General features: G+C 36.1%; 31 protein-coding genes and 1 tRNA gene. All 32 read right to left on the bottom strand.

Going from position 1 to position 15,725, the window contains the following annotated elements; translation table 11 throughout:
* Positions 1-19 precede the first annotated feature (19 nt).
* The 32 genes from LS74_RS01430 to LS74_RS01580 all read right to left on the bottom strand — a co-directional run bounded on the left by LS74_RS01430 (position 20) and on the right by LS74_RS01580 (position 15,001).
* Complete coding sequence (locus LS74_RS01430; protein WP_034589253.1) at positions 20-343, bottom strand: ImmA/IrrE family metallo-endopeptidase; 324 nt, start codon at positions 341-343, stop codon at positions 20-22.
* Positions 340-543, bottom strand: a complete 204-nt coding sequence (locus LS74_RS01435) for a hypothetical protein (protein WP_034589254.1) — start codon at positions 541-543, stop codon at positions 340-342. The genes LS74_RS01430 and LS74_RS01435 overlap by 4 nt, the downstream gene beginning before the upstream one ends.
* Complete coding sequence (locus LS74_RS01440) at positions 543-749, bottom strand: hypothetical protein (protein WP_034589255.1); 207 nt, start codon at positions 747-749, stop codon at positions 543-545. The genes LS74_RS01435 and LS74_RS01440 overlap by 1 nt, the downstream gene beginning before the upstream one ends.
* Positions 750-759: 10 nt before the next feature.
* Complete coding sequence (locus LS74_RS01445; protein ID WP_138128697.1) at positions 760-1,092, bottom strand: hypothetical protein; 333 nt, start codon at positions 1,090-1,092, stop codon at positions 760-762.
* Positions 1,093-1,094: 2 nt separating this feature from the next.
* Positions 1,095-1,433 carry a hypothetical protein gene (locus LS74_RS01450; protein WP_034589735.1) on the bottom strand — a complete coding sequence of 113 codons (339 nt, stop codon included), beginning with the start codon at positions 1,431-1,433 and terminating at the stop codon, positions 1,095-1,097.
* The gene (locus tag LS74_RS01455; RefSeq protein ID WP_084584379.1) at positions 1,433-1,924 is read right to left on the bottom strand and encodes a YopX family protein; all 492 of its coding nucleotides are present in this window, start codon (positions 1,922-1,924) and stop codon (positions 1,433-1,435) included. The genes LS74_RS01450 and LS74_RS01455 overlap by 1 nt, the downstream gene beginning before the upstream one ends.
* 23 nt (positions 1,925-1,947) lie before the next feature.
* On the bottom strand, positions 1,948-2,232 hold the full coding sequence (locus tag LS74_RS01460) for a hypothetical protein (RefSeq protein ID WP_034589737.1): 285 nt from the start codon (positions 2,230-2,232) through the stop codon (positions 1,948-1,950).
* 72 nt (positions 2,233-2,304) lie between these two features.
* Entirely contained in the window at positions 2,305-2,871 is a 567-nt protein-coding gene (locus tag LS74_RS01465; protein WP_138128699.1) for a hypothetical protein, read from the bottom strand.
* A gap of 119 nt (positions 2,872-2,990) precedes the next feature.
* Positions 2,991-3,428: a hypothetical protein gene (locus LS74_RS01470; protein WP_138128701.1), complete on the bottom strand. Its 438-nt coding sequence runs from the start codon at positions 3,426-3,428 to the stop codon at positions 2,991-2,993.
* A gap of 91 nt (positions 3,429-3,519) precedes the next feature.
* The gene (locus tag LS74_RS01475) at positions 3,520-3,792 is read right to left on the bottom strand and encodes a hypothetical protein (RefSeq protein WP_034588131.1); all 273 of its coding nucleotides are present in this window, start codon (positions 3,790-3,792) and stop codon (positions 3,520-3,522) included.
* Positions 3,793-4,181: 389 nt separating this feature from the next.
* Positions 4,182-4,406, bottom strand: coding sequence for a hypothetical protein (locus tag LS74_RS01480; protein WP_034588126.1), 225 nt, complete (start codon positions 4,404-4,406; stop codon positions 4,182-4,184).
* Positions 4,407-4,574: 168 nt separating this feature from the next.
* Positions 4,575-4,808 carry a hypothetical protein gene (locus LS74_RS01485; RefSeq protein WP_034588123.1) on the bottom strand — a complete coding sequence of 78 codons (234 nt, stop codon included), beginning with the start codon at positions 4,806-4,808 and terminating at the stop codon, positions 4,575-4,577.
* Positions 4,805-5,545: an endonuclease gene (locus LS74_RS01490; protein ID WP_034588120.1), complete on the bottom strand. Its 741-nt coding sequence runs from the start codon at positions 5,543-5,545 to the stop codon at positions 4,805-4,807. The genes LS74_RS01485 and LS74_RS01490 overlap by 4 nt, the downstream gene beginning before the upstream one ends.
* Before the next feature lie 21 nt (positions 5,546-5,566).
* Positions 5,567-5,642, bottom strand: a tRNA-Ile gene (locus tag LS74_RS01495).
* A gap of 9 nt (positions 5,643-5,651) precedes the next feature.
* Entirely contained in the window at positions 5,652-5,963 is a 312-nt protein-coding gene (locus LS74_RS01500) for a hypothetical protein (RefSeq protein WP_034588117.1), read from the bottom strand.
* Positions 5,964-5,974: 11 nt separating this feature from the next.
* On the bottom strand, positions 5,975-6,214 hold the full coding sequence (locus LS74_RS01505; RefSeq protein WP_034588114.1) for a hypothetical protein: 240 nt from the start codon (positions 6,212-6,214) through the stop codon (positions 5,975-5,977).
* Positions 6,215-6,405: 191 nt separating this feature from the next.
* Complete coding sequence (locus LS74_RS01510) at positions 6,406-6,666, bottom strand: hypothetical protein (RefSeq protein ID WP_034588111.1); 261 nt, start codon at positions 6,664-6,666, stop codon at positions 6,406-6,408.
* Positions 6,667-6,674: 8 nt separating this feature from the next.
* Positions 6,675-6,995, bottom strand: a complete 321-nt coding sequence (locus LS74_RS01515) for a hypothetical protein (RefSeq protein ID WP_034588108.1) — start codon at positions 6,993-6,995, stop codon at positions 6,675-6,677.
* Positions 6,988-7,356, bottom strand: a complete 369-nt coding sequence (locus tag LS74_RS01520) for a hypothetical protein (protein WP_138128703.1) — start codon at positions 7,354-7,356, stop codon at positions 6,988-6,990. The genes LS74_RS01515 and LS74_RS01520 overlap by 8 nt, the downstream gene beginning before the upstream one ends.
* Positions 7,357-7,404: 48 nt before the next feature.
* Positions 7,405-7,620: a hypothetical protein gene (locus tag LS74_RS01525; protein WP_034588102.1), complete on the bottom strand. Its 216-nt coding sequence runs from the start codon at positions 7,618-7,620 to the stop codon at positions 7,405-7,407.
* Positions 7,621-8,073: 453 nt separating this feature from the next.
* The gene (locus LS74_RS01530) at positions 8,074-8,391 is read right to left on the bottom strand and encodes a hypothetical protein (RefSeq protein ID WP_138128705.1); all 318 of its coding nucleotides are present in this window, start codon (positions 8,389-8,391) and stop codon (positions 8,074-8,076) included.
* Position 8,392: 1 nt separating this feature from the next.
* Positions 8,393-9,037, bottom strand: a complete 645-nt coding sequence (locus LS74_RS01535; RefSeq protein WP_034588097.1) for a hypothetical protein — start codon at positions 9,035-9,037, stop codon at positions 8,393-8,395.
* A 168-nt stretch (positions 9,038-9,205) separates the two neighbouring features.
* Entirely contained in the window at positions 9,206-9,709 is a 504-nt protein-coding gene (locus tag LS74_RS01540) for a hypothetical protein (RefSeq protein WP_034588094.1), read from the bottom strand.
* Positions 9,710-9,825: 116 nt separating this feature from the next.
* Complete coding sequence (locus LS74_RS10870; RefSeq protein ID WP_167480460.1) at positions 9,826-9,963, bottom strand: hypothetical protein; 138 nt, start codon at positions 9,961-9,963, stop codon at positions 9,826-9,828.
* Positions 9,960-10,574 carry a class I SAM-dependent methyltransferase gene (locus LS74_RS01545; protein WP_201274695.1) on the bottom strand — a complete coding sequence of 205 codons (615 nt, stop codon included), beginning with the start codon at positions 10,572-10,574 and terminating at the stop codon, positions 9,960-9,962. Before LS74_RS01545 ends, LS74_RS10870 begins: the two co-directional genes overlap by 4 nt.
* Positions 10,561-10,899 carry a hypothetical protein gene (locus tag LS74_RS01550; RefSeq protein ID WP_034588092.1) on the bottom strand — a complete coding sequence of 113 codons (339 nt, stop codon included), beginning with the start codon at positions 10,897-10,899 and terminating at the stop codon, positions 10,561-10,563. The genes LS74_RS01545 and LS74_RS01550 overlap by 14 nt, the downstream gene beginning before the upstream one ends.
* A gap of 8 nt (positions 10,900-10,907) precedes the next feature.
* On the bottom strand, positions 10,908-11,663 hold the full coding sequence (locus LS74_RS01555) for a thymidine kinase (RefSeq protein WP_138128707.1): 756 nt from the start codon (positions 11,661-11,663) through the stop codon (positions 10,908-10,910).
* A 90-nt stretch (positions 11,664-11,753) separates the two neighbouring features.
* Positions 11,754-11,963, bottom strand: coding sequence for a hypothetical protein (locus LS74_RS01560; RefSeq protein WP_034588789.1), 210 nt, complete (start codon positions 11,961-11,963; stop codon positions 11,754-11,756).
* 10 nt (positions 11,964-11,973) lie between these two features.
* Positions 11,974-13,092: a hypothetical protein gene (locus LS74_RS01565; protein ID WP_034588788.1), complete on the bottom strand. Its 1,119-nt coding sequence runs from the start codon at positions 13,090-13,092 to the stop codon at positions 11,974-11,976.
* Positions 13,093-13,200: 108 nt separating this feature from the next.
* Positions 13,201-13,716 carry a phage antirepressor KilAC domain-containing protein gene (locus LS74_RS01570; protein WP_084584335.1) on the bottom strand — a complete coding sequence of 172 codons (516 nt, stop codon included), beginning with the start codon at positions 13,714-13,716 and terminating at the stop codon, positions 13,201-13,203.
* Between the two features lie 11 nt (positions 13,717-13,727).
* The gene (locus LS74_RS01575) at positions 13,728-14,750 is read right to left on the bottom strand and encodes a hypothetical protein (RefSeq protein ID WP_236096754.1); all 1,023 of its coding nucleotides are present in this window, start codon (positions 14,748-14,750) and stop codon (positions 13,728-13,730) included.
* Positions 14,747-15,001 carry a hypothetical protein gene (locus LS74_RS01580; protein ID WP_034588786.1) on the bottom strand — a complete coding sequence of 85 codons (255 nt, stop codon included), beginning with the start codon at positions 14,999-15,001 and terminating at the stop codon, positions 14,747-14,749. Before LS74_RS01580 ends, LS74_RS01575 begins: the two co-directional genes overlap by 4 nt.
* Positions 15,002-15,725 lie beyond the last annotated feature (724 nt).

Genomic DNA, 15,725 nt, shown 5'->3' on the forward strand with positions numbered 1-15,725 from the left:
AGAGGTTTTTTATTTTTACTCATAAAAATAAAAAACCTGCTAATGCAAGTAAGCCGCCGCCTACTAATGCTGTTGAAGCAGAGTCGGCGATATTTTCTATATTTTGCTTGTTTGCTTGTATAGAATCATAATCCAATCCTAACTCATCAATTCTATTACACACCTGCCCTTTTGGCACATAAAAAAAGGCAGATAGCTCATCTATCGTATAGCCTTGCTCTACTAACTCGCTAAATTTATCTTGTGGCATTAATAAACACCTTGCAAAATAATCCGCTTCTTGTTCTCTTATATCCGCACAAGCGGTGTGTATTGCTGTTGGCTTAAAGCAAGTTAGCTTCATTCTTTATCCTTTAATTCCTTCTCTAAGCCGTTTAATTTTCTTTCAATTTCAAGTGAAGCAATATCTAAATGTTTTATTATTTCAAGGGATATAAGTTTTGTAAATTCCTTATTATCCTTGTATTTTTCATTTATATACGCTCCCAGCATATTTGCTGAAGTAAGTTGTAAATCACTTATATACTCATCTAAACAAAACATTACTTATCCTTTAATTCCTTTTCTAAGGCTTCTATCCTATCTTTTAGCTTTATGTATTCTTTACACATTAGAGATTGAAAATTCACAAACTTTTCTAACAACTCTCTATATGTTTGCAGACTCTGCTTGTAGGCAATCTTTGACTTCTTATAATCTAAGCTTATCTGCTCCAAGCCTAGCCACTTTCTTATCCTATCTTTAAACATCGTTTGCTCCTTACTCCACATCGTATCTACTTAAATCTATAAGCTCTTTGCGCCCACCTTTTTGCCTATACACTATAAAATCATCGCCGATGGTGTAGCTTGTTATCACGCCTTGTTCTATGTCTTCCTGTAATGCCTTTTCTACTTCGCACATAGTAACTTCGTGTCTGTGGCTAGTCTCTAGCAAATCAAATGTGTTTATGGGTATCGGTGGGGCTTTTTTGCGATTTAGATACACTCTTATAATTACGGCTAGAATCTCATATACTATCTGCCCCATAAAATACAGCCCTATGGTAAAAAGTGCTATGCCTAAATAATCCCCATAAGTTAATGCGTTCATTTCTACTCCTTTGTGTCTTGTAAATATTTCTTGTAAGCCTTTATCTCTTTTCTATGCTTGATAAGGTAGAGATACAAAATTTTTATCCGCCGCCTACTATCATACTCCAAAGCTGATAGGATTAAAACGATAGGCAAACACACCAAAAAGCACACGCAAGATAATAATTTCAATACACAATCCTTGACATCAAACAATGGTGAAAAAATCTCCTTTAGATTATTTCTCACACTCACTTTTGGGATAGCTCTGTGGTAATGCTCTATCCTATTCTCGCCAAGCTCATCTGTTTCACCTAATGCCTCTGCAAAGTCTTTGATTGTAGAACTTTTTAATCTCATCACAATAGCCCTGCATTCTCGTGGATATTGCCTACGACTTCTAATCTAAAGTTAAGGTAAAAAGACATATCAAAAAGACTAAAGTATTTTGTATGTCCTCTCTTTGTTTGGCGTTCTATACAATATCCCCCTCCCACATTTTTAAAAAATATCTGTGCTAAAAATGTTTTTTTAAGGCATTTTTCTTTGATGTGTTTTGCTAAAACTTCATCTCTATCATCATTATATTTGCCCCTATTTTTAAAACAAACTATATCCCCCTCGTATAGCTTTGTGCCTTTAATGTCATAAAATCCGCTCCATAGCTCTATCTCACAATCACTAGGACACATAGGTTCGCCATCATAATAAGCGTGCAATTCGCTTTCACTCTCGCCATAATCTTGTTGTGGATTAGAAAAGCCTATGCCTAGCTTCCAATCCCTACTCGCATAAGTGAGCGTTTCTTCTCCCTTGTCCCATATCCTAAAATCAAAGTCTGCTAGTTTCATTTTTTCTCCTTTGCCTTTAATCACTACTCACAAACATAAGTCTGCATACTTTTATCTGCAAAGAATGCCTTATACTCCGTCTCGCCAATACTCATACCATTTATACTGTCTGTGTCTAATGTTGCAATGGGGCTACCATTACAATAGATTCTTGTTTTGCCCTGTGGCACGATAAAAGTGAAGCCACCACCACTAATGTCTGTCATATTCTTTGTATGGATCAAGTATAATCCTGTAAGATTCCATATCACCGCAACTCCAATAAGTGCGACAACAACACCTAGGACTATTTGTTTTAGCGTTTCCATTTTTTTCTCCTTTAATTTTTGTATGGGCGTATGTAGGGCGTTTAACGAGATTTTCACCCACCTAAGAGAATCTCACTTCACTTTTTCAAGAATCCTATTGTAATTCTCAATAGCTTCTTGTTTGTTTTTTCTTGCAAGAGCTTCACTTTCTTTTTCGCGCCTAACTTCCTCTTTTTCTCTTACAAGAAAATTCTCAAATAATTTGGCACAAATGGGGCTGTTAAAGCCTTTCTCAAGACAAACATAAAATTCCAAAGGCACACGATTTATACCCATAACTTCTTCTATTTCTCTGCCACCTCCTTGTTTCCTAACCCAATCATTATAGAATCCTCCTGCTTTAACTCTAACGCTCTGCTTACTGACTTTTTCTTGCTTAACCAAATCTGCAATGATGCCCCTTTGCTCGTTTGTTATATCTATATTTTTTTTTGGGTCAATCCAAAAACAAAACACAATCAGACCACTTAATAGACCTCCAAGCATATTAAATGCAAAAAAATTCCATACTTCATCATCAGTCAAGTGCTTTCTTATCAAAAAGGCAGTAAGTAACCCAAATATTGTGGGTAATACCATAGCAAAAACAAAACAAACAAGATAATGTTCCATCGTAAAAACCACAAAATCTACATTCACATCACATTCATAAGAATATGCAAACATTCCAACATAAGCCAAACTTGCTACATAAAACAATGTATTCACAAAAAAACCAAAATTACAAACCTTTCTAGATTTCATTCTACGCTCCTTTCTCAAAGTGTAAATGTTACAGGTGTCTTTTTATTAAGCTTTAGATATTCTTTTAGTTGATTACCCAAGCTTAATGTTTCTAACAAAATATTTCTGCGTGGCAAAACATTCTTTTTCCCAATTTCTGTAAGGTCATCACCACTATCCCGATTCTCATTAAAAGAAAATTTATAATCTGTATTCATAGATACATCTTTAAAGAATTGATACTTAGCCCATACAGATGATTTCTCATCTTTAAACATACTATGCTTATCGTCCCAGCTATTCTTATTTTCCCAGAGATTCGTTGTAGCCATTGAAATCCAAGCAGATAGCATTTCTCTCTCTAATGTTCTTTCACTTCTAGGATATTTTTCAATAGCCAAAGTAAGTAGCTCATCTCTAAGCTCAAATATTTTATTCCAAGTTGTTACAGGTTTCATGTTAATCAAAATCATTTTACATCTCCTTTATTAATTTGTATGCGTGTATTGTGAATTACACTCACTTCTATAAGTGGGGGGGGGGGGGCGATTCACTGTCTTACTCCTAAAAATCATTAGCCACTATCAAATTTGCCGCTTTCTCTACCATTTTCTCTTTATCGTTATCAAAACAATATCTCTCTACTTCTTTTCCCAAACTAACACGCACAACATTGTCGCTTGTTATTTCTTGAAGGGAACTGCTTTCAAAAAGCACAATGTAATCTTCCACAATATACATTTCCAAACCGCCCACATTATGGATACGCCTCCAAGCTCCCTTGGCATCTTGTATCCTCTCTTTCACTTTAGCTTTTACTTCTTCAATTCTACTCACTTTTGAACTCCTTTGTGTTTTTGTATGGGCGCATTATAGAATATTTAAAGAGTGCTTTCAAATGAGATTCTAAGAGAAGGACTTCTCTCTTGATAGAACAACTAATATGTTTATTGCTTCAAGTTTGTATATATTGCCACATATCATCATGCACAATATTCGCCCATACTATCAAAACAACAAAAAGAACAGCCAAAAGAAAATGGATTCTTATAGCTGCACTCAATGTCCTTGCCTTTTTAATGTCTCCATTTCTTTTTGCGAGAATAAGAAGCACTAAGAAAACGACGCAGGTAGATATAGATACTGCGGTCAAATTAGCCATCAAAAATGAATGTTCTATTACAAAGCGATAAAGATACACTTTTAAGTTAAATAACAACTCCATCCTACTCTCCACGATTGTCAAATATTGCTTTGATTAAAGCGGTATATTCCGATTCTTCTTCATATTCAACAAGTGCCATACGCCCATCTTTCAACATAATGCCCGGTTTTCCTCCTAGAATAACAGGCTTACTTAACTCTTCAAAAAACATAAACTGCTCTTGTTGCGTTTGGCTATCTATGAAGGTTACTCCTTGTTCTTCTATTCTAAATTTTAATGTTCTCATTCCTTTTTCCTTTCCTTTTAAATAGGGCGAAATTCTACTTAAAAGGGAATATTTTTGCAAATTCAAAAGAACAAAGAAAAGATAGAACACAACAGAACAACAAAAACTATGGCTACACAAGTGAATGCCAAAACTTCAAGGCATTTTTCTGTTTTTTTATTCATTGAGCTAGTCTATAATCTTAATGCCAACCTCAACAGTCAGGAATGTTGAAAGAATTTCAGTTTGCAAATGCGTATGGCAATGCGGACATTCAAATTCCTTATCTACTCCTGTCCTGTATGGATACTCTATCATCTCTCCACAAGCGATACATTCGCCACTTGTCGTTGCATTTAGCGTATCTACATTGTATGCCATTGTATCCTCAATCCTACCATCTGCGGCTAGTCTATAATTCATTTTTTCGCTCCTTTGTATTTCTTTTTGACTTTTTCAACCTTTTCAAGCCATTTTAGCTCATCCTCTTTGGCTGGATACTGCTTATCCCAAGCTTCCATGAGCTTAAGCTCGGAATCCGAGATTTTGATATTATGTTTCTCGTGCATATACAAGTATGTTCTTGCAATCCAGCCCTTAATTTCATCTCTTGGGTATGCTTTTTTCCCTGAGATTTTAAACTCGCATTCTCCATATTGCCCCTTAAGACTCTCATCTTTGCCTTGTTGGGCGAATCTGAAATTGCTTCTATCCCCATTAATTTCACCAATGGCTGGGACAAGGTTTCTTATGTCGCCTTCCATTAACCTAAATTCAGGGGATATTTTTTTACAGCATTGTCTGCCTTTAAATTTTTTGCCTTTGCTATCTACGCATTGCTCATCCCCATCTCTCCAGCAAGTAAATTGCCTACCGAAATTCTCTGCTGGGACAATATGTTCCCACTCAATACGATGTGTTCGCTCATTCTTTTTGCCATTTTTAGTGTATGGCTTTCTTGGAGTATAGGTTTTACACAATGGATCAACTACAAATCTCTTGCCAAGTTTGGCGTATTTACAACTGCAATAAAAGGTTGTTTCCTGTCCTTTAAATACTTCAGGTAAGAGCTTTTTGGCTTCTTCAAAGCTGTCTATCTCTTTTGCCTGTATTGTGCTAAAACCAAGAACACAAACAATAGCCATCAATACTTTATTCATCAATAAATCTCCTTTTACTTATGGTGGATGTAGCAGACTTGAACCTACAACCAACCCGTTATGAGCGGGTTGCTCTAACCATTTGAGCTATACATCCAAAGTTATCCTATCTGCGCCTTGATTGTTTAATCTTATAGGTTGAAAGCACTTGCTTAAAAGTGTTTGGCGTATGCCATTTTGACTTTTTGCTATCTCTTTCAAAGATTATAGTGCCTTGAACGCTTGTTTCAGATTTTTCAAAACTGCAAGTGAGATGTTGATAATCAGGGCTTAATCTAATAGATACAGCTCTATGGCTCCAATCATCAAAGCAAACCTGACTTTCGCTTTTCCAATAGAAGCCATACTTGGTGTTTCCAAAACGCAAGGCTTCTTTTTTCTCGCTAAGAGTTAAAGAGTTGAAATCTTGTGCTGTCATAAGAACACCCTCTACTCAGCTCTTTCAAGCCTAAGCCTGAATTTGCCCTTATTTTTTATGAGAAACTCGGCGTGCTTATTATGCTCTTCTAAAAGAAACATTACTGTTGCTTTGATGGCATTTTCTGTGATATTTATGCCATTTTTGTCATAAAGCTTCTTTTGGCTTGCCGAAATATAAGCCTCTCCATAGCATATTTGATTCTTTTTCTTATCAAAATACACTTCTTTACCCAAATAAATATTGCTCATATTTTACCTTTCTTAATGTAGTTTTTGATAATATACATAGACAAGCAATGCTAATAAAAGCAATGCCGCTGGCAACTGAAAGAAAAAACTTTTTAAACTATCTTGCGAAAAACATTCTTTGAATGTTCGCGATAGCTTATAACAAATGAATTGCAAAAATTTTTTCATCAAGCCTCCGTTCTTTTGCTTATCTATGCGAAATGATACTCTTTATGCCTCCCACTTTTCAAATCAGCTTCTGCTTGAGACAAAGCCATTTCACAAACTTTTTCAAGACTATGTTTATCCATATTCTTTCTAACTCCTAGCTGGACTAGAGAAAAATCCTTATCTGAAGCCTTTACAAGAATATAGAAGCTTTTTTCATTGCTTTGCGGAATCCTTTCAACAAAGCTCTCAGCCGAGAGCTTTATGTCTGTGTTGTTATGCCTTATTGTTTTGTGTTTTAGCATATAGCCTCCTAAAGATAATTATCCGCAAAGAATGCTTCTTCATCAGGATCTTTTAATCGCTGTGATAATCTTTGAACGCCTCTATCAAAGAGAGAAAGCAACTCTTCCTCTGTCATACGAGAAGTTTCTATGGCTTCATCCATAACAAAGCAATCAGGGTTGCTTTTTTCTTGACAACCCTCAATCATCATACAAAAGCATAGATCATCATACTCGTCCAAATGCACTTTAGCTGAAACATTATAGTGTCCTTCGTTGTCTAGTCTAGGAATTTCTACTTCGGGGAATTTGAAATAAATCATTTCTAACCCCTTTAATACTTTACCCATTTTTTTGTCCTCCTTGTTGTTGGGCTTTATTTATGCCTTGCGAGATACACTCTTTAACATAAAACATTGCATTGTTTTGCACTTCTAGTGCTGTTTCTAGGGTTTCTTTATGTAGCTCTAGCATTGCTTTTTCTGTCGTCTGATCTTTACAATTAGTTATTTCTTTCTCTATGAAGGCTAATTGCTGTTGCAAATCATATTTTTTCTCAACAACTTGCGTGAATATATCTGCAGGTTTAATATGGCTGAGATTCTCGCTACTAAGCATTTCTACCTCTTTTTTAACATTTTGAACGACTTTGTGAATTTTTTCCGTCCTCTCTTTTGTAAATTTTCTAGCTTTTTCTTTTTCTTTAGCCACAAAAAACAAAAGTCCAAAGGCAACAATCACAAAAGCTACTTCCATTTTCTAGTCTTTCCTATCTTGATTATTCTCTTTTTCTCTAAACATATAAATATTTATGTCTTTGTCTTTCCTAAACTCTTCTACAATGGTTTGAACTGCTAAACCAAACAATGCCAAGAATATGGAAAAAGGCGGATAAGCCACAATCGCTATAAGCAAAAGCGTATGAAACATAACTAATGCGAGATGATCTTTTATGAACAATAAAATGCCACTCATAAAGAAACTCCTTTTTTGTTTTGTTGTTGTTTTTTAAACCAATGGGAGCAAGTAAATCCAAATTGTAAAAGGTTTTGCTTCCAAACAATTTTGCCTTAAGAGAACGCCGTCCTTTTTATACTCTACCCAGAGTTTTTTTGGCAGTTTTTTATCACTTCTTTTCCCATTTTTGTTTATAAGTTTGTCACAAGTTGTTCTTTACTTGTGCTGGTTACGCACCACTCTATAAGGCAAAAAAATCTTTCAGGGGTGGGGACCGCCGCTGCCCACTCGGGTTGTCGTTTTTTGGAAGGTTTTACAAAAACCCCACCCCCTGAATCTTAGCTATTGCAATGCAAGGCTTCCTCTATACTCAATCCTCTTCGGATTCTCTTTCGCACAGTCTCCACACTCACTTGCAAATCATTGTCCTTGATATTTGGAAGGTTTTACAAAAACCCCACCCCCTGAATCTTAGCTATTGCAATGCAAGGCTTCCTCTATACTCAATCCTCTTCGGATTCTCTTTCGCACAGTCTCCACACTCACTTGCAAATCATTGTCCTTGATATATTGTGCCAATGTCTTGTTTTTGTAAGTATATTTTGGTCTATATAGTTTATGGCTACTTGCATAGAAAAAGGCATCCTTGTTATTTTGTATGTCCTCTTGCCTGATATACAAAGAACAGCCGTTTTTAATTGCTTTTCTAGCCATAGCCATAATCTTAGCCTCTTCTGTCTTGTATTCTAGCTGTGTTGCTATATTTTTTAGGTTGATTATTTTTGCCATATTATATCCTACATAGAGAATAGCTTGCACCATACCATTTGGCATATTCCAACACAGCTTCCTTTTCGTTGTGATATTTTACAGATACTTTGTATATATTTTCAAGCTCCAAAACTTCGTAGTGCTTAAGGTTTGTATCTGCCTCTAAAATATTATGCAACTCATCTATGCTATACACGCCCTTGTCTTTGATGAATTTGTCAATAGATTCATCATACTTTCCTGTTCTTGAACTAATTTCTTTGATTGTTTCAAGCATACAGAGATAAGGATTAAAACCAAGCATATAGATACAAGAAAATGCCAGCTGAATTACCTTTTCAAAAGCATTATTCATAAAAGATAAAAGCATATCCTCTATGGTATCGTGCATTTTTTGCTCTTCAAAGTTTGTGAGCGCAAGATTATCAAGTGGAATTTCAGTAATATATGAGCTCACATTGTATGCGTTTAACACAAACACGCACATATCACAGAAGGCATCCACTCTTTCTACATTTGTTTTTGCACGATAAAGCTCCGCTACTTCCTCAAAGAAGTTGCCTTTTAATCCAGCTCCTTGCTTGCTTTGAGCTACATGTCGCTCATCTCTCCAAACTTTTAGCTTTGATTCTATATCAAGAATTTGCCCTTTAGTAATTATCATTTATTAACTCCAAATTTAGTGTAAAAAAGACAAAGGGGGGACGCCCTGTTTTATACTCGCCTGAGTTTGCGTTCAAAATTCAATGCCCCCTTTATCTTAGGCAAAAAACCTCCCTGTTCAAAGGGATTGTGTAATTCTAACCTAAAATCTAAATACTTTTCAAATGAACTACACAACTCTAAACCTTACAACGATAGGTTCTTTGCCAACTGGGCGCAAGCCTAAATCTACTAAATCGTCCTCTAGCCACAATATCTTTTCAATCAAATAGCGATTATTTGCATAACTACTTCGCACATATTGCTTATAGCCTATAGGCGAACATTCTGCGTGTTCTGTCACTTTTGAGGTATCAAACTCTTTTGAGGCATTTACTCCCTCTAAAGATAAGCCTGTGGTGATATTATATTTTTCAGGCGGTTCGCTTAAAAGCATAAGCCCATAGGTAATAGACTCTGTCATACCTTCAATGAGAAAATCCATTGTTTTTTTGTCAAAGTCTAAATCTATTTTTTTGACTAGATACCTATTGCCTTTTGTGTCGTAAATGAAGTTCTTTTCTTCAAAGGCTCTTTTATCCTTGTCAAATACAAGTCCCGGTTCCATTTGGATTGTTTGGAATCGCTCCAAGTCTCCCTGCAATTTGTTTATTGCTCTAAGCTCATCAATCATTTCTACTCCTTTTTTGTTGTTTTTAGTTGTGGCGTGGGGACCGCCGCTGCCCACTTGGGTTTTTTATTTCAAATAGATAGTTGGTTGCCGATAATACACATACCCCACGCCAAGCTTCAATCAAGCACGATAGATAGAAACATAACCAGCAATATCAAGCCAAAAATACAGGCAACAAATATTGGGAAAAACCATTCCTCTATAAGCGTGTATGAGTCAGGCTTTTTCTTGTTTATCCTCGTGCGCTTTCTCATGCCATCTCCTCAAACTCTTCAAACAAACTAGGCTGATACAATCGCTCTCGTTTAGCACTTGCCTTCTCGCCTAGTGATTGTTCGTATTTTTTTAGTGGGGCAAACATTAAGGATAGTGGCAAAATGTCTTTGCAAAAAAATGCACTCCCAAAATATGTAGCCTTTGTGGTTTCTTGCATATTGCCCCTTGTATGATAATCCACTCTCAAGTCAAATGCAAGAATCTGCAAGCCATTTTTCATAAACATTTCCACTCGCTTTTTGCCCTGAATACAGCTCACAGGCAAAAGCATTGCAAATGGCTTGTTGAGCTCGTAACATCTTTGCAAGACCTTATCCTTACAGCTAAATGGCGGATTTGATATTATTATATCAAAGTGCTTAGGCTTGTATGTGAAAAAATCTTTGCCATCATCAATGTGAGAATGGATTACTTCATTTCGCGTTGATAGAAGCTTGACAAATGCACTCCACTCTTTGTCAAATGGACACCAAACGGTCTTGTTCCTTGGAATATATTTAAGCAAGGGTTCAACTGCATAAAAAGGTGTCATGCACTCATCCGAGCTTTCATCGTGCCTTGCATTTAAATATGCTTTATTTATTGCCATTAGTGCATTCCTTTGCATATTCTTCGTGCAATGCCTTTGAAATTGGGGTTACCACTCTATCTATACTTTTTAGCCTTTGTATCATCACCTCAACTTGCTTTGCAAAAATATCCCCCATAGGAACATCAAGCGTTTTAATCTCTTTAAGTATATCCATAAGCTCTGAAACAGCCAAAGCAATTTCATCAGCTTCTTGGCGTGGATCAGGTGTTGCTCCTTGTTGATTAAGAGTGCGGATATTATCCATTGCAAACTCAGCCCTTGCAATAACCTCATCAATTCTTTCGGACAATTCAGCAAATCTTTTCAGTGTCTTTTGGTTCATTTCTTTCCTTATGCAAATGTTTTTTCTAAAATCTCTAAGCTGATTTTGGTTGGACTTTCAATCTCATAGCTTAATACAGGGTGCTTTTTTGCATATTCTAAAACCTTGTGGGCTGATTCTGCGTTGATAACAACTCTGTTGCCTATTTTTTTGAGTGGCACATTAGCTCTGCCACGAACATAAGACTTAAAAGACTGCCTAATTAAAGGATCGGGCATAAGCTGGGAAAGATAAATATCACCATTTTCCATTATCTGCATTCTTTCTCCTTTTTTGTTTTTAAAACATTCATCGCACAAAACAAGGTAATTGTCTCCGACCAAACCATCGCCTATATGATTTAGGGCGCTATTTTCTTTGCCACAAACATCGCAATGAGCAAGCAGTAGCGTTAGTTTTGTGGAATGAGCCATTAGCCTTGAAATGCTACCCCACATTCTACCAAAAACATCTGATTGCAATCCAGCGGCAATAATTGTCTTTTTGTCTCTAGTCGCGAGTAAAAAATCTATAAAGGGTTTTTCAATAAATTGAGCCTCATCAACAAGAATAATATCACTATCTATGGGCTTTTCTCTATCATTGACAAGCTTGATGTTTGAAGTATCAATGCTTGTGTCTCTTGTAATAAAATCCCTTTTATCCCTTCTTGAACGCACAAACACTATGCTCTTATCAGGATTTTCTGCGGATAGACGAGCATATTCTTCTAAAAGCATTTTGCTTTTTCCTGCTTTCATACTTCCAAGTATCAAATGTATCATTCTACGAATCCTTTAATCTTTGCATTTTTCAAAAAAAAAGTAAAATACTTCCACGCACAAAGCCATTTGAACCCATTTTGACGGTCAAAATCATTGTTTGTCAAGTGGTTTATTTTTTGCTACCACTCTGACATTGCAACTTGCTACAAAGTCGTGGCTACAATGCTTACAATTATACTCAAAACTTTCACCCATTGCAAAACACTCCGCAATGGCATCTTTGATGAAAGAGGCTTTAAGTTTTCTTCTGCACTTAGGGCATCTCAAAAAGAAATACATTTTTTTTGGTGCAATACTCATTTTAATCCTTTCAAGCTAAAAATTCTTCAGGGAACAATGAAGGTTCTTGGAACACTTTTGCCTTAGAACTTTTGCTCTTTTTAAGTGTGCTGAGAGGGGGAATCTGCCACTCATTTTTCTCTTGTGTTGATTTACTGAGAGCCTTGATTGCTATTTCCTTGTTTGGGCTCTGCAGTGATGAGCCCTGTATAAAAACATTGTCTTGCCTTTTGAAAGTAAAAATCCTTTCTTTCTTGTTGTAAGTTATACCCAAACCCTCTAACAACTCTCTGCTTTCTTCTATGCTGTTAATCACACGATAATATTTTCTACTTTGTGTTTCTAAATCAAGAGGGCAACCGACAGATTCTAAAAGCTTGTCAAGCCCTATAGTTATTTCTTTGTGCGTAACAAAAAAGCGTATCATAGACTTTACAATACCGCTTTCACAGCTAAGTATTTCAGGCATAATGCTTTTATAGCATACGCTCATTTCTGTTTGATAAAATGCCACATAGCTAGGGTCAAATTCCAAAAAGAACATACCATTGCTCTCTGAGAACACAATACGGCGGATAATATTAAAGTCAAACGAGATGTTCCTTCTACCATTTTCGCTTTTAGATTGATACTTGATAACCGTGTCTCTTATCTGCTCTAGCATTGTTACGAGCCACTCAGTGTTTCTGCTTCCTTTTTTGTCTGAATAATACTCTAAGGCTTTATTTGCGTAAAAATAAACCTGAATAGAGCCATCAATTTGTGAGTAGCTTATCTTTTCAGCACAAATAATAGCACTATCTAAAATATCTCTATGCGTTTGTGTAAGTAAAACACGCCCACGCACAAATGCTTTTCCCCAAGGTGTGTCTAACTTTCTTACGCCTTTATTTTTCTTAAAATCAAGGTAGATGTCTGAAGTCTCACTCACTTTGGTTAATGGCACAAAAATAGGGATTCTGCACTCTGTCATCGTAGGAGCAAGTGAGTGAATCTTTTTTGCAACTTCAGGCAAATGCGATACACTAGGTATCCTTGCGAATTTGCTTGGAGAATACTCAATGTCTTTTATCGCGTTTTTGATGATTGTTTCATCAATCTCATTGTTTTCCTCAATGCTGATTGACTTTTTTTTGTCTAAGCAATTCAATCTTTTTAATCTCCTGTTTTTAAGGCACAACAAAACTTAGCACTTATTTTGTGCTTTTGTGCTTTTAGGTTAATTCTCTTGCTTTTGCGAGATAGTAGCCAAAGAATCCTAACAAATCATTTGCACGCCTTCTTTTTTTGCAATCTCAAGGAAAGAATCTAACAAATCATACGAAAAAAGCTCTTTATTTGGCTTATTTTTCGTTTTTATTTGACTAAGGCATATCTCACTATGGTTTGTTGCTTTTAAGCTCTTTTTGGTATGTTTTTTGAGCAAAGAATGAATAAATTTCAATCCATCTGAGAATACAAGTGTTTTCACTCTTGTTTCTAAGCCATAGCTAATAGGCTTGTTTCTTACTACGGCTGCAAAGTAGCCTTTGTCAATGTATTCTTGGTATGGCTGATTATTGCTCATCAAGATTCCTTCATTCCGCAAAAACGCATACAACCTGTTTTTATCCATTCCTTTAACGCCTAGAGCCTTAGCGGCTTCTTGCATGTCAAATGCTCTGTATGGTGTTTTTGCCATATCGTGAAAAAACTCCACAGCCTCTTTAGTTTCTTGGAGTTTCTTTTTGATAAGCTTGTTTTCTGCTTCTAGTGCCTTTAAATCCTGTGTCATTGTCAATCCTCCTAGCTTTCAAGCCACTTTTGGTAGGCTAAGTATGCTTGGCTTTCTCTAAAGTTTTCATTTGGAAAACGCAAGATTTGAAGCCAGCCTTGCATATAGCCAAACACCACATCAATCTTACCTTCTTGTATTTCAGAAATCAAACGAGAAACCTTGATATTGAACTTTTTAGCAAGTGCTTCAGCATATTGAATATTCTCATAGACTTTTTCTATGAGTTCCAAACGCCTTTCATATCTTTCACTCTCTTTGTCGTGGATATAACCTAGCTTCAAAGAACCTTTACCTAAGCCAAAAAGCTCAATAGGAAAAGAATTGCCTTTGGGATCTGAATTGTATTCCCAAGTTCTACGATATTGAATGTCGCCATTGCTATGTTCTATTTTCACAAGTGAAGTCAATCCTTTTAGCGACAAGCCTTTTTTCTTAGCCTTCTCACAAGCTTGTTGGAAATCATCAGCGACAACAATCACACAATCCTTTTTCTCAAAGGCTTTGGCAATGTCTATTTTGTTGTAGTGTAGGTTTCCATACTCTCCTAGCTCTTTTGAAATTCCTGCATAGTCATACAAGTCTCTAGCAAATGATGTAGCTCGGAAACTAAATTTCATCTCACGCATTGGAGAAAACTCAAAAAGATATTCTTTGCCATTAGGCTCTATAAAGCTAAAACAATCTTGACTCTTTTTAACAATGTCCCAATCCTCTTTCACAAGATGTGAGGTAGGTATGCTTGGTATATTGAATATTGAAAAATGCGAACCAAGATGAATGCTTAAGTCTGCAAGAGTATAGCATTGATTTGGAATGCCTATTTGCGTAGCACCATAGGTTCGTTTGAATTTTTCTTTTTTGTTTTCTCGCATATAACATCTTAGTTTTGCTGTATGGGAGATTCTTGATTTAAGCTCATCTAGGAGAGCTTTTCTCTGCTCTCTAAAAGCTTCATACTCTTGCTGTAGCTTGTTATATTCTGCTAAAATCTTAGATGCTCTTTCATCTAAGTTCTGTCTTGATGTGCTCATTGTGCCTCTCCTTGTTTGATAAGGTTGCTGTCAAAGGAGAAGTTAGCTTTTAGCCCTTCTAGCTTAAGCCACTCCTCACTTGTGCCTTCTGTGAGCTCTGCTTCTAGCATTGCCTCCATAACGATTTCATTGCCTTTTTTGGCAATGTTCCTAAGAATAGAAATTGCGACTTGTGTGTCACCTTTGTTTTCTAGAATCTTTGCTGTTTCAAGTGCAAGCGAGATGATTTGATTAATTTCTGTAACTAACACTGCAAACTCCTTAAGTGGTTTTTTGTGAATGTATTGTGCCAAAAGGCTTAGGCTGTTTCAAATGAGATTTTTTTGAGAGTAGAAGGCTGAATAGCTTCCTTCTTTGATAGCAAAAAATATCAAGTCAAATGGAAGGTTGTGTTGGAAAATGTTCGCGCGTGCATTTTCTTATAAAACACTTATAAATAAAATATTGAATTTGATTAACTTATAAAGAAACTTATAAAAGAAACATATTATATATATTAATGACAAGTGGGGTTGCTTCACAAAATGGTGTCAAAAACTTCACAAAATGGTGTCAGTGATTCACAAAATGGTGTCACAACCTTCACAAAATGGTGTCAAAAACACTAAAAAATGGCAAAAAATGTGGTTTTTGAAAAGGCGGATTTTTTCTTTGGCTGAAATTCTACTGAAAATTTAGCACCAAAGTTTGTTAGTGCTAGGCATATTTTTTTGTGAATCATTATTGACTCTGTTAATCTTTTTCAGCTAAGATCCAACCATAAATTTTTTATCTCAATTCTTTTTAAGAATTAGATCTATCGCCTTTCGCATTGCAAAGCGCGTTCCGTTCATTAGAAGCGGTAAAACATGCCAAGTAGCAACCCATTTTGCACTAAGTGCAATCTTGTCTCATCAACAAGTTTAGGGCAAAGGTGTAGGAAAACCTACGAGCTACTCAGAAGTAAGACTTTAAAAAGTCTTACACACTACAAGA

Source organism: Helicobacter magdeburgensis (assembly GCF_000765825.2).
GTDB lineage: Bacteria > Campylobacterota > Campylobacteria > Campylobacterales > Helicobacteraceae > Helicobacter_C > Helicobacter_C magdeburgensis.

Coding starts and splice junctions, on each gene's coding strand:
- LS74_RS01430 (WP_034589253.1), bottom strand. CDS start 343: ATGAAGCTAACTTGCTTTAAGCCAACAGCAATACACACCGCTTGTGCG.
- LS74_RS01435 (WP_034589254.1), bottom strand. CDS start 543: ATGTTTTGTTTAGATGAGTATATAAGTGATTTACAACTTACTTCAGCA.
- LS74_RS01440 (WP_034589255.1), bottom strand. CDS start 749: ATGTTTAAAGATAGGATAAGAAAGTGGCTAGGCTTGGAGCAGATAAGC.
- LS74_RS01445 (WP_138128697.1), bottom strand. CDS start 1,092: ATGAACGCATTAACTTATGGGGATTATTTAGGCATAGCACTTTTTACC.
- LS74_RS01450 (WP_034589735.1), bottom strand. CDS start 1,433: ATGAGATTAAAAAGTTCTACAATCAAAGACTTTGCAGAGGCATTAGGT.
- LS74_RS01455 (WP_084584379.1), bottom strand. CDS start 1,924: ATGAAACTAGCAGACTTTGATTTTAGGATATGGGACAAGGGAGAAGAA.
- LS74_RS01460 (WP_034589737.1), bottom strand. CDS start 2,232: ATGGAAACGCTAAAACAAATAGTCCTAGGTGTTGTTGTCGCACTTATT.
- LS74_RS01470 (WP_138128701.1), bottom strand. CDS start 3,428: ATGATTTTGATTAACATGAAACCTGTAACAACTTGGAATAAAATATTT.
- LS74_RS01480 (WP_034588126.1), bottom strand. CDS start 4,406: ATGAGAACATTAAAATTTAGAATAGAAGAACAAGGAGTAACCTTCATA.
- LS74_RS01485 (WP_034588123.1), bottom strand. CDS start 4,808: ATGAATTATAGACTAGCCGCAGATGGTAGGATTGAGGATACAATGGCA.
- LS74_RS01490 (WP_034588120.1), bottom strand. CDS start 5,545: ATGAATAAAGTATTGATGGCTATTGTTTGTGTTCTTGGTTTTAGCACA.
- LS74_RS01500 (WP_034588117.1), bottom strand. CDS start 5,963: ATGACAGCACAAGATTTCAACTCTTTAACTCTTAGCGAGAAAAAAGAA.
- LS74_RS01505 (WP_034588114.1), bottom strand. CDS start 6,214: ATGAGCAATATTTATTTGGGTAAAGAAGTGTATTTTGATAAGAAAAAG.
- LS74_RS01510 (WP_034588111.1), bottom strand. CDS start 6,666: ATGCTAAAACACAAAACAATAAGGCATAACAACACAGACATAAAGCTC.
- LS74_RS01515 (WP_034588108.1), bottom strand. CDS start 6,995: ATGGGTAAAGTATTAAAGGGGTTAGAAATGATTTATTTCAAATTCCCC.
- LS74_RS01525 (WP_034588102.1), bottom strand. CDS start 7,620: ATGAGTGGCATTTTATTGTTCATAAAAGATCATCTCGCATTAGTTATG.
- LS74_RS01530 (WP_138128705.1), bottom strand. CDS start 8,391: ATGGCAAAAATAATCAACCTAAAAAATATAGCAACACAGCTAGAATAC.
- LS74_RS01535 (WP_034588097.1), bottom strand. CDS start 9,037: ATGATAATTACTAAAGGGCAAATTCTTGATATAGAATCAAAGCTAAAA.
- LS74_RS01540 (WP_034588094.1), bottom strand. CDS start 9,709: ATGATTGATGAGCTTAGAGCAATAAACAAATTGCAGGGAGACTTGGAG.
- LS74_RS10870 (WP_167480460.1), bottom strand. CDS start 9,963: ATGAGAAAGCGCACGAGGATAAACAAGAAAAAGCCTGACTCATACACG.
- LS74_RS01545 (WP_201274695.1), bottom strand. CDS start 10,574: ATGGCAATAAATAAAGCATATTTAAATGCAAGGCACGATGAAAGCTCG.
- LS74_RS01550 (WP_034588092.1), bottom strand. CDS start 10,899: ATGAACCAAAAGACACTGAAAAGATTTGCTGAATTGTCCGAAAGAATT.
- LS74_RS01555 (WP_138128707.1), bottom strand. CDS start 11,663: ATGATACATTTGATACTTGGAAGTATGAAAGCAGGAAAAAGCAAAATG.
- LS74_RS01560 (WP_034588789.1), bottom strand. CDS start 11,963: ATGAGTATTGCACCAAAAAAAATGTATTTCTTTTTGAGATGCCCTAAG.
- LS74_RS01570 (WP_084584335.1), bottom strand. CDS start 13,716: ATGACACAGGATTTAAAGGCACTAGAAGCAGAAAACAAGCTTATCAAA.
- LS74_RS01575 (WP_236096754.1), bottom strand. CDS start 14,750: ATGAGCACATCAAGACAGAACTTAGATGAAAGAGCATCTAAGATTTTA.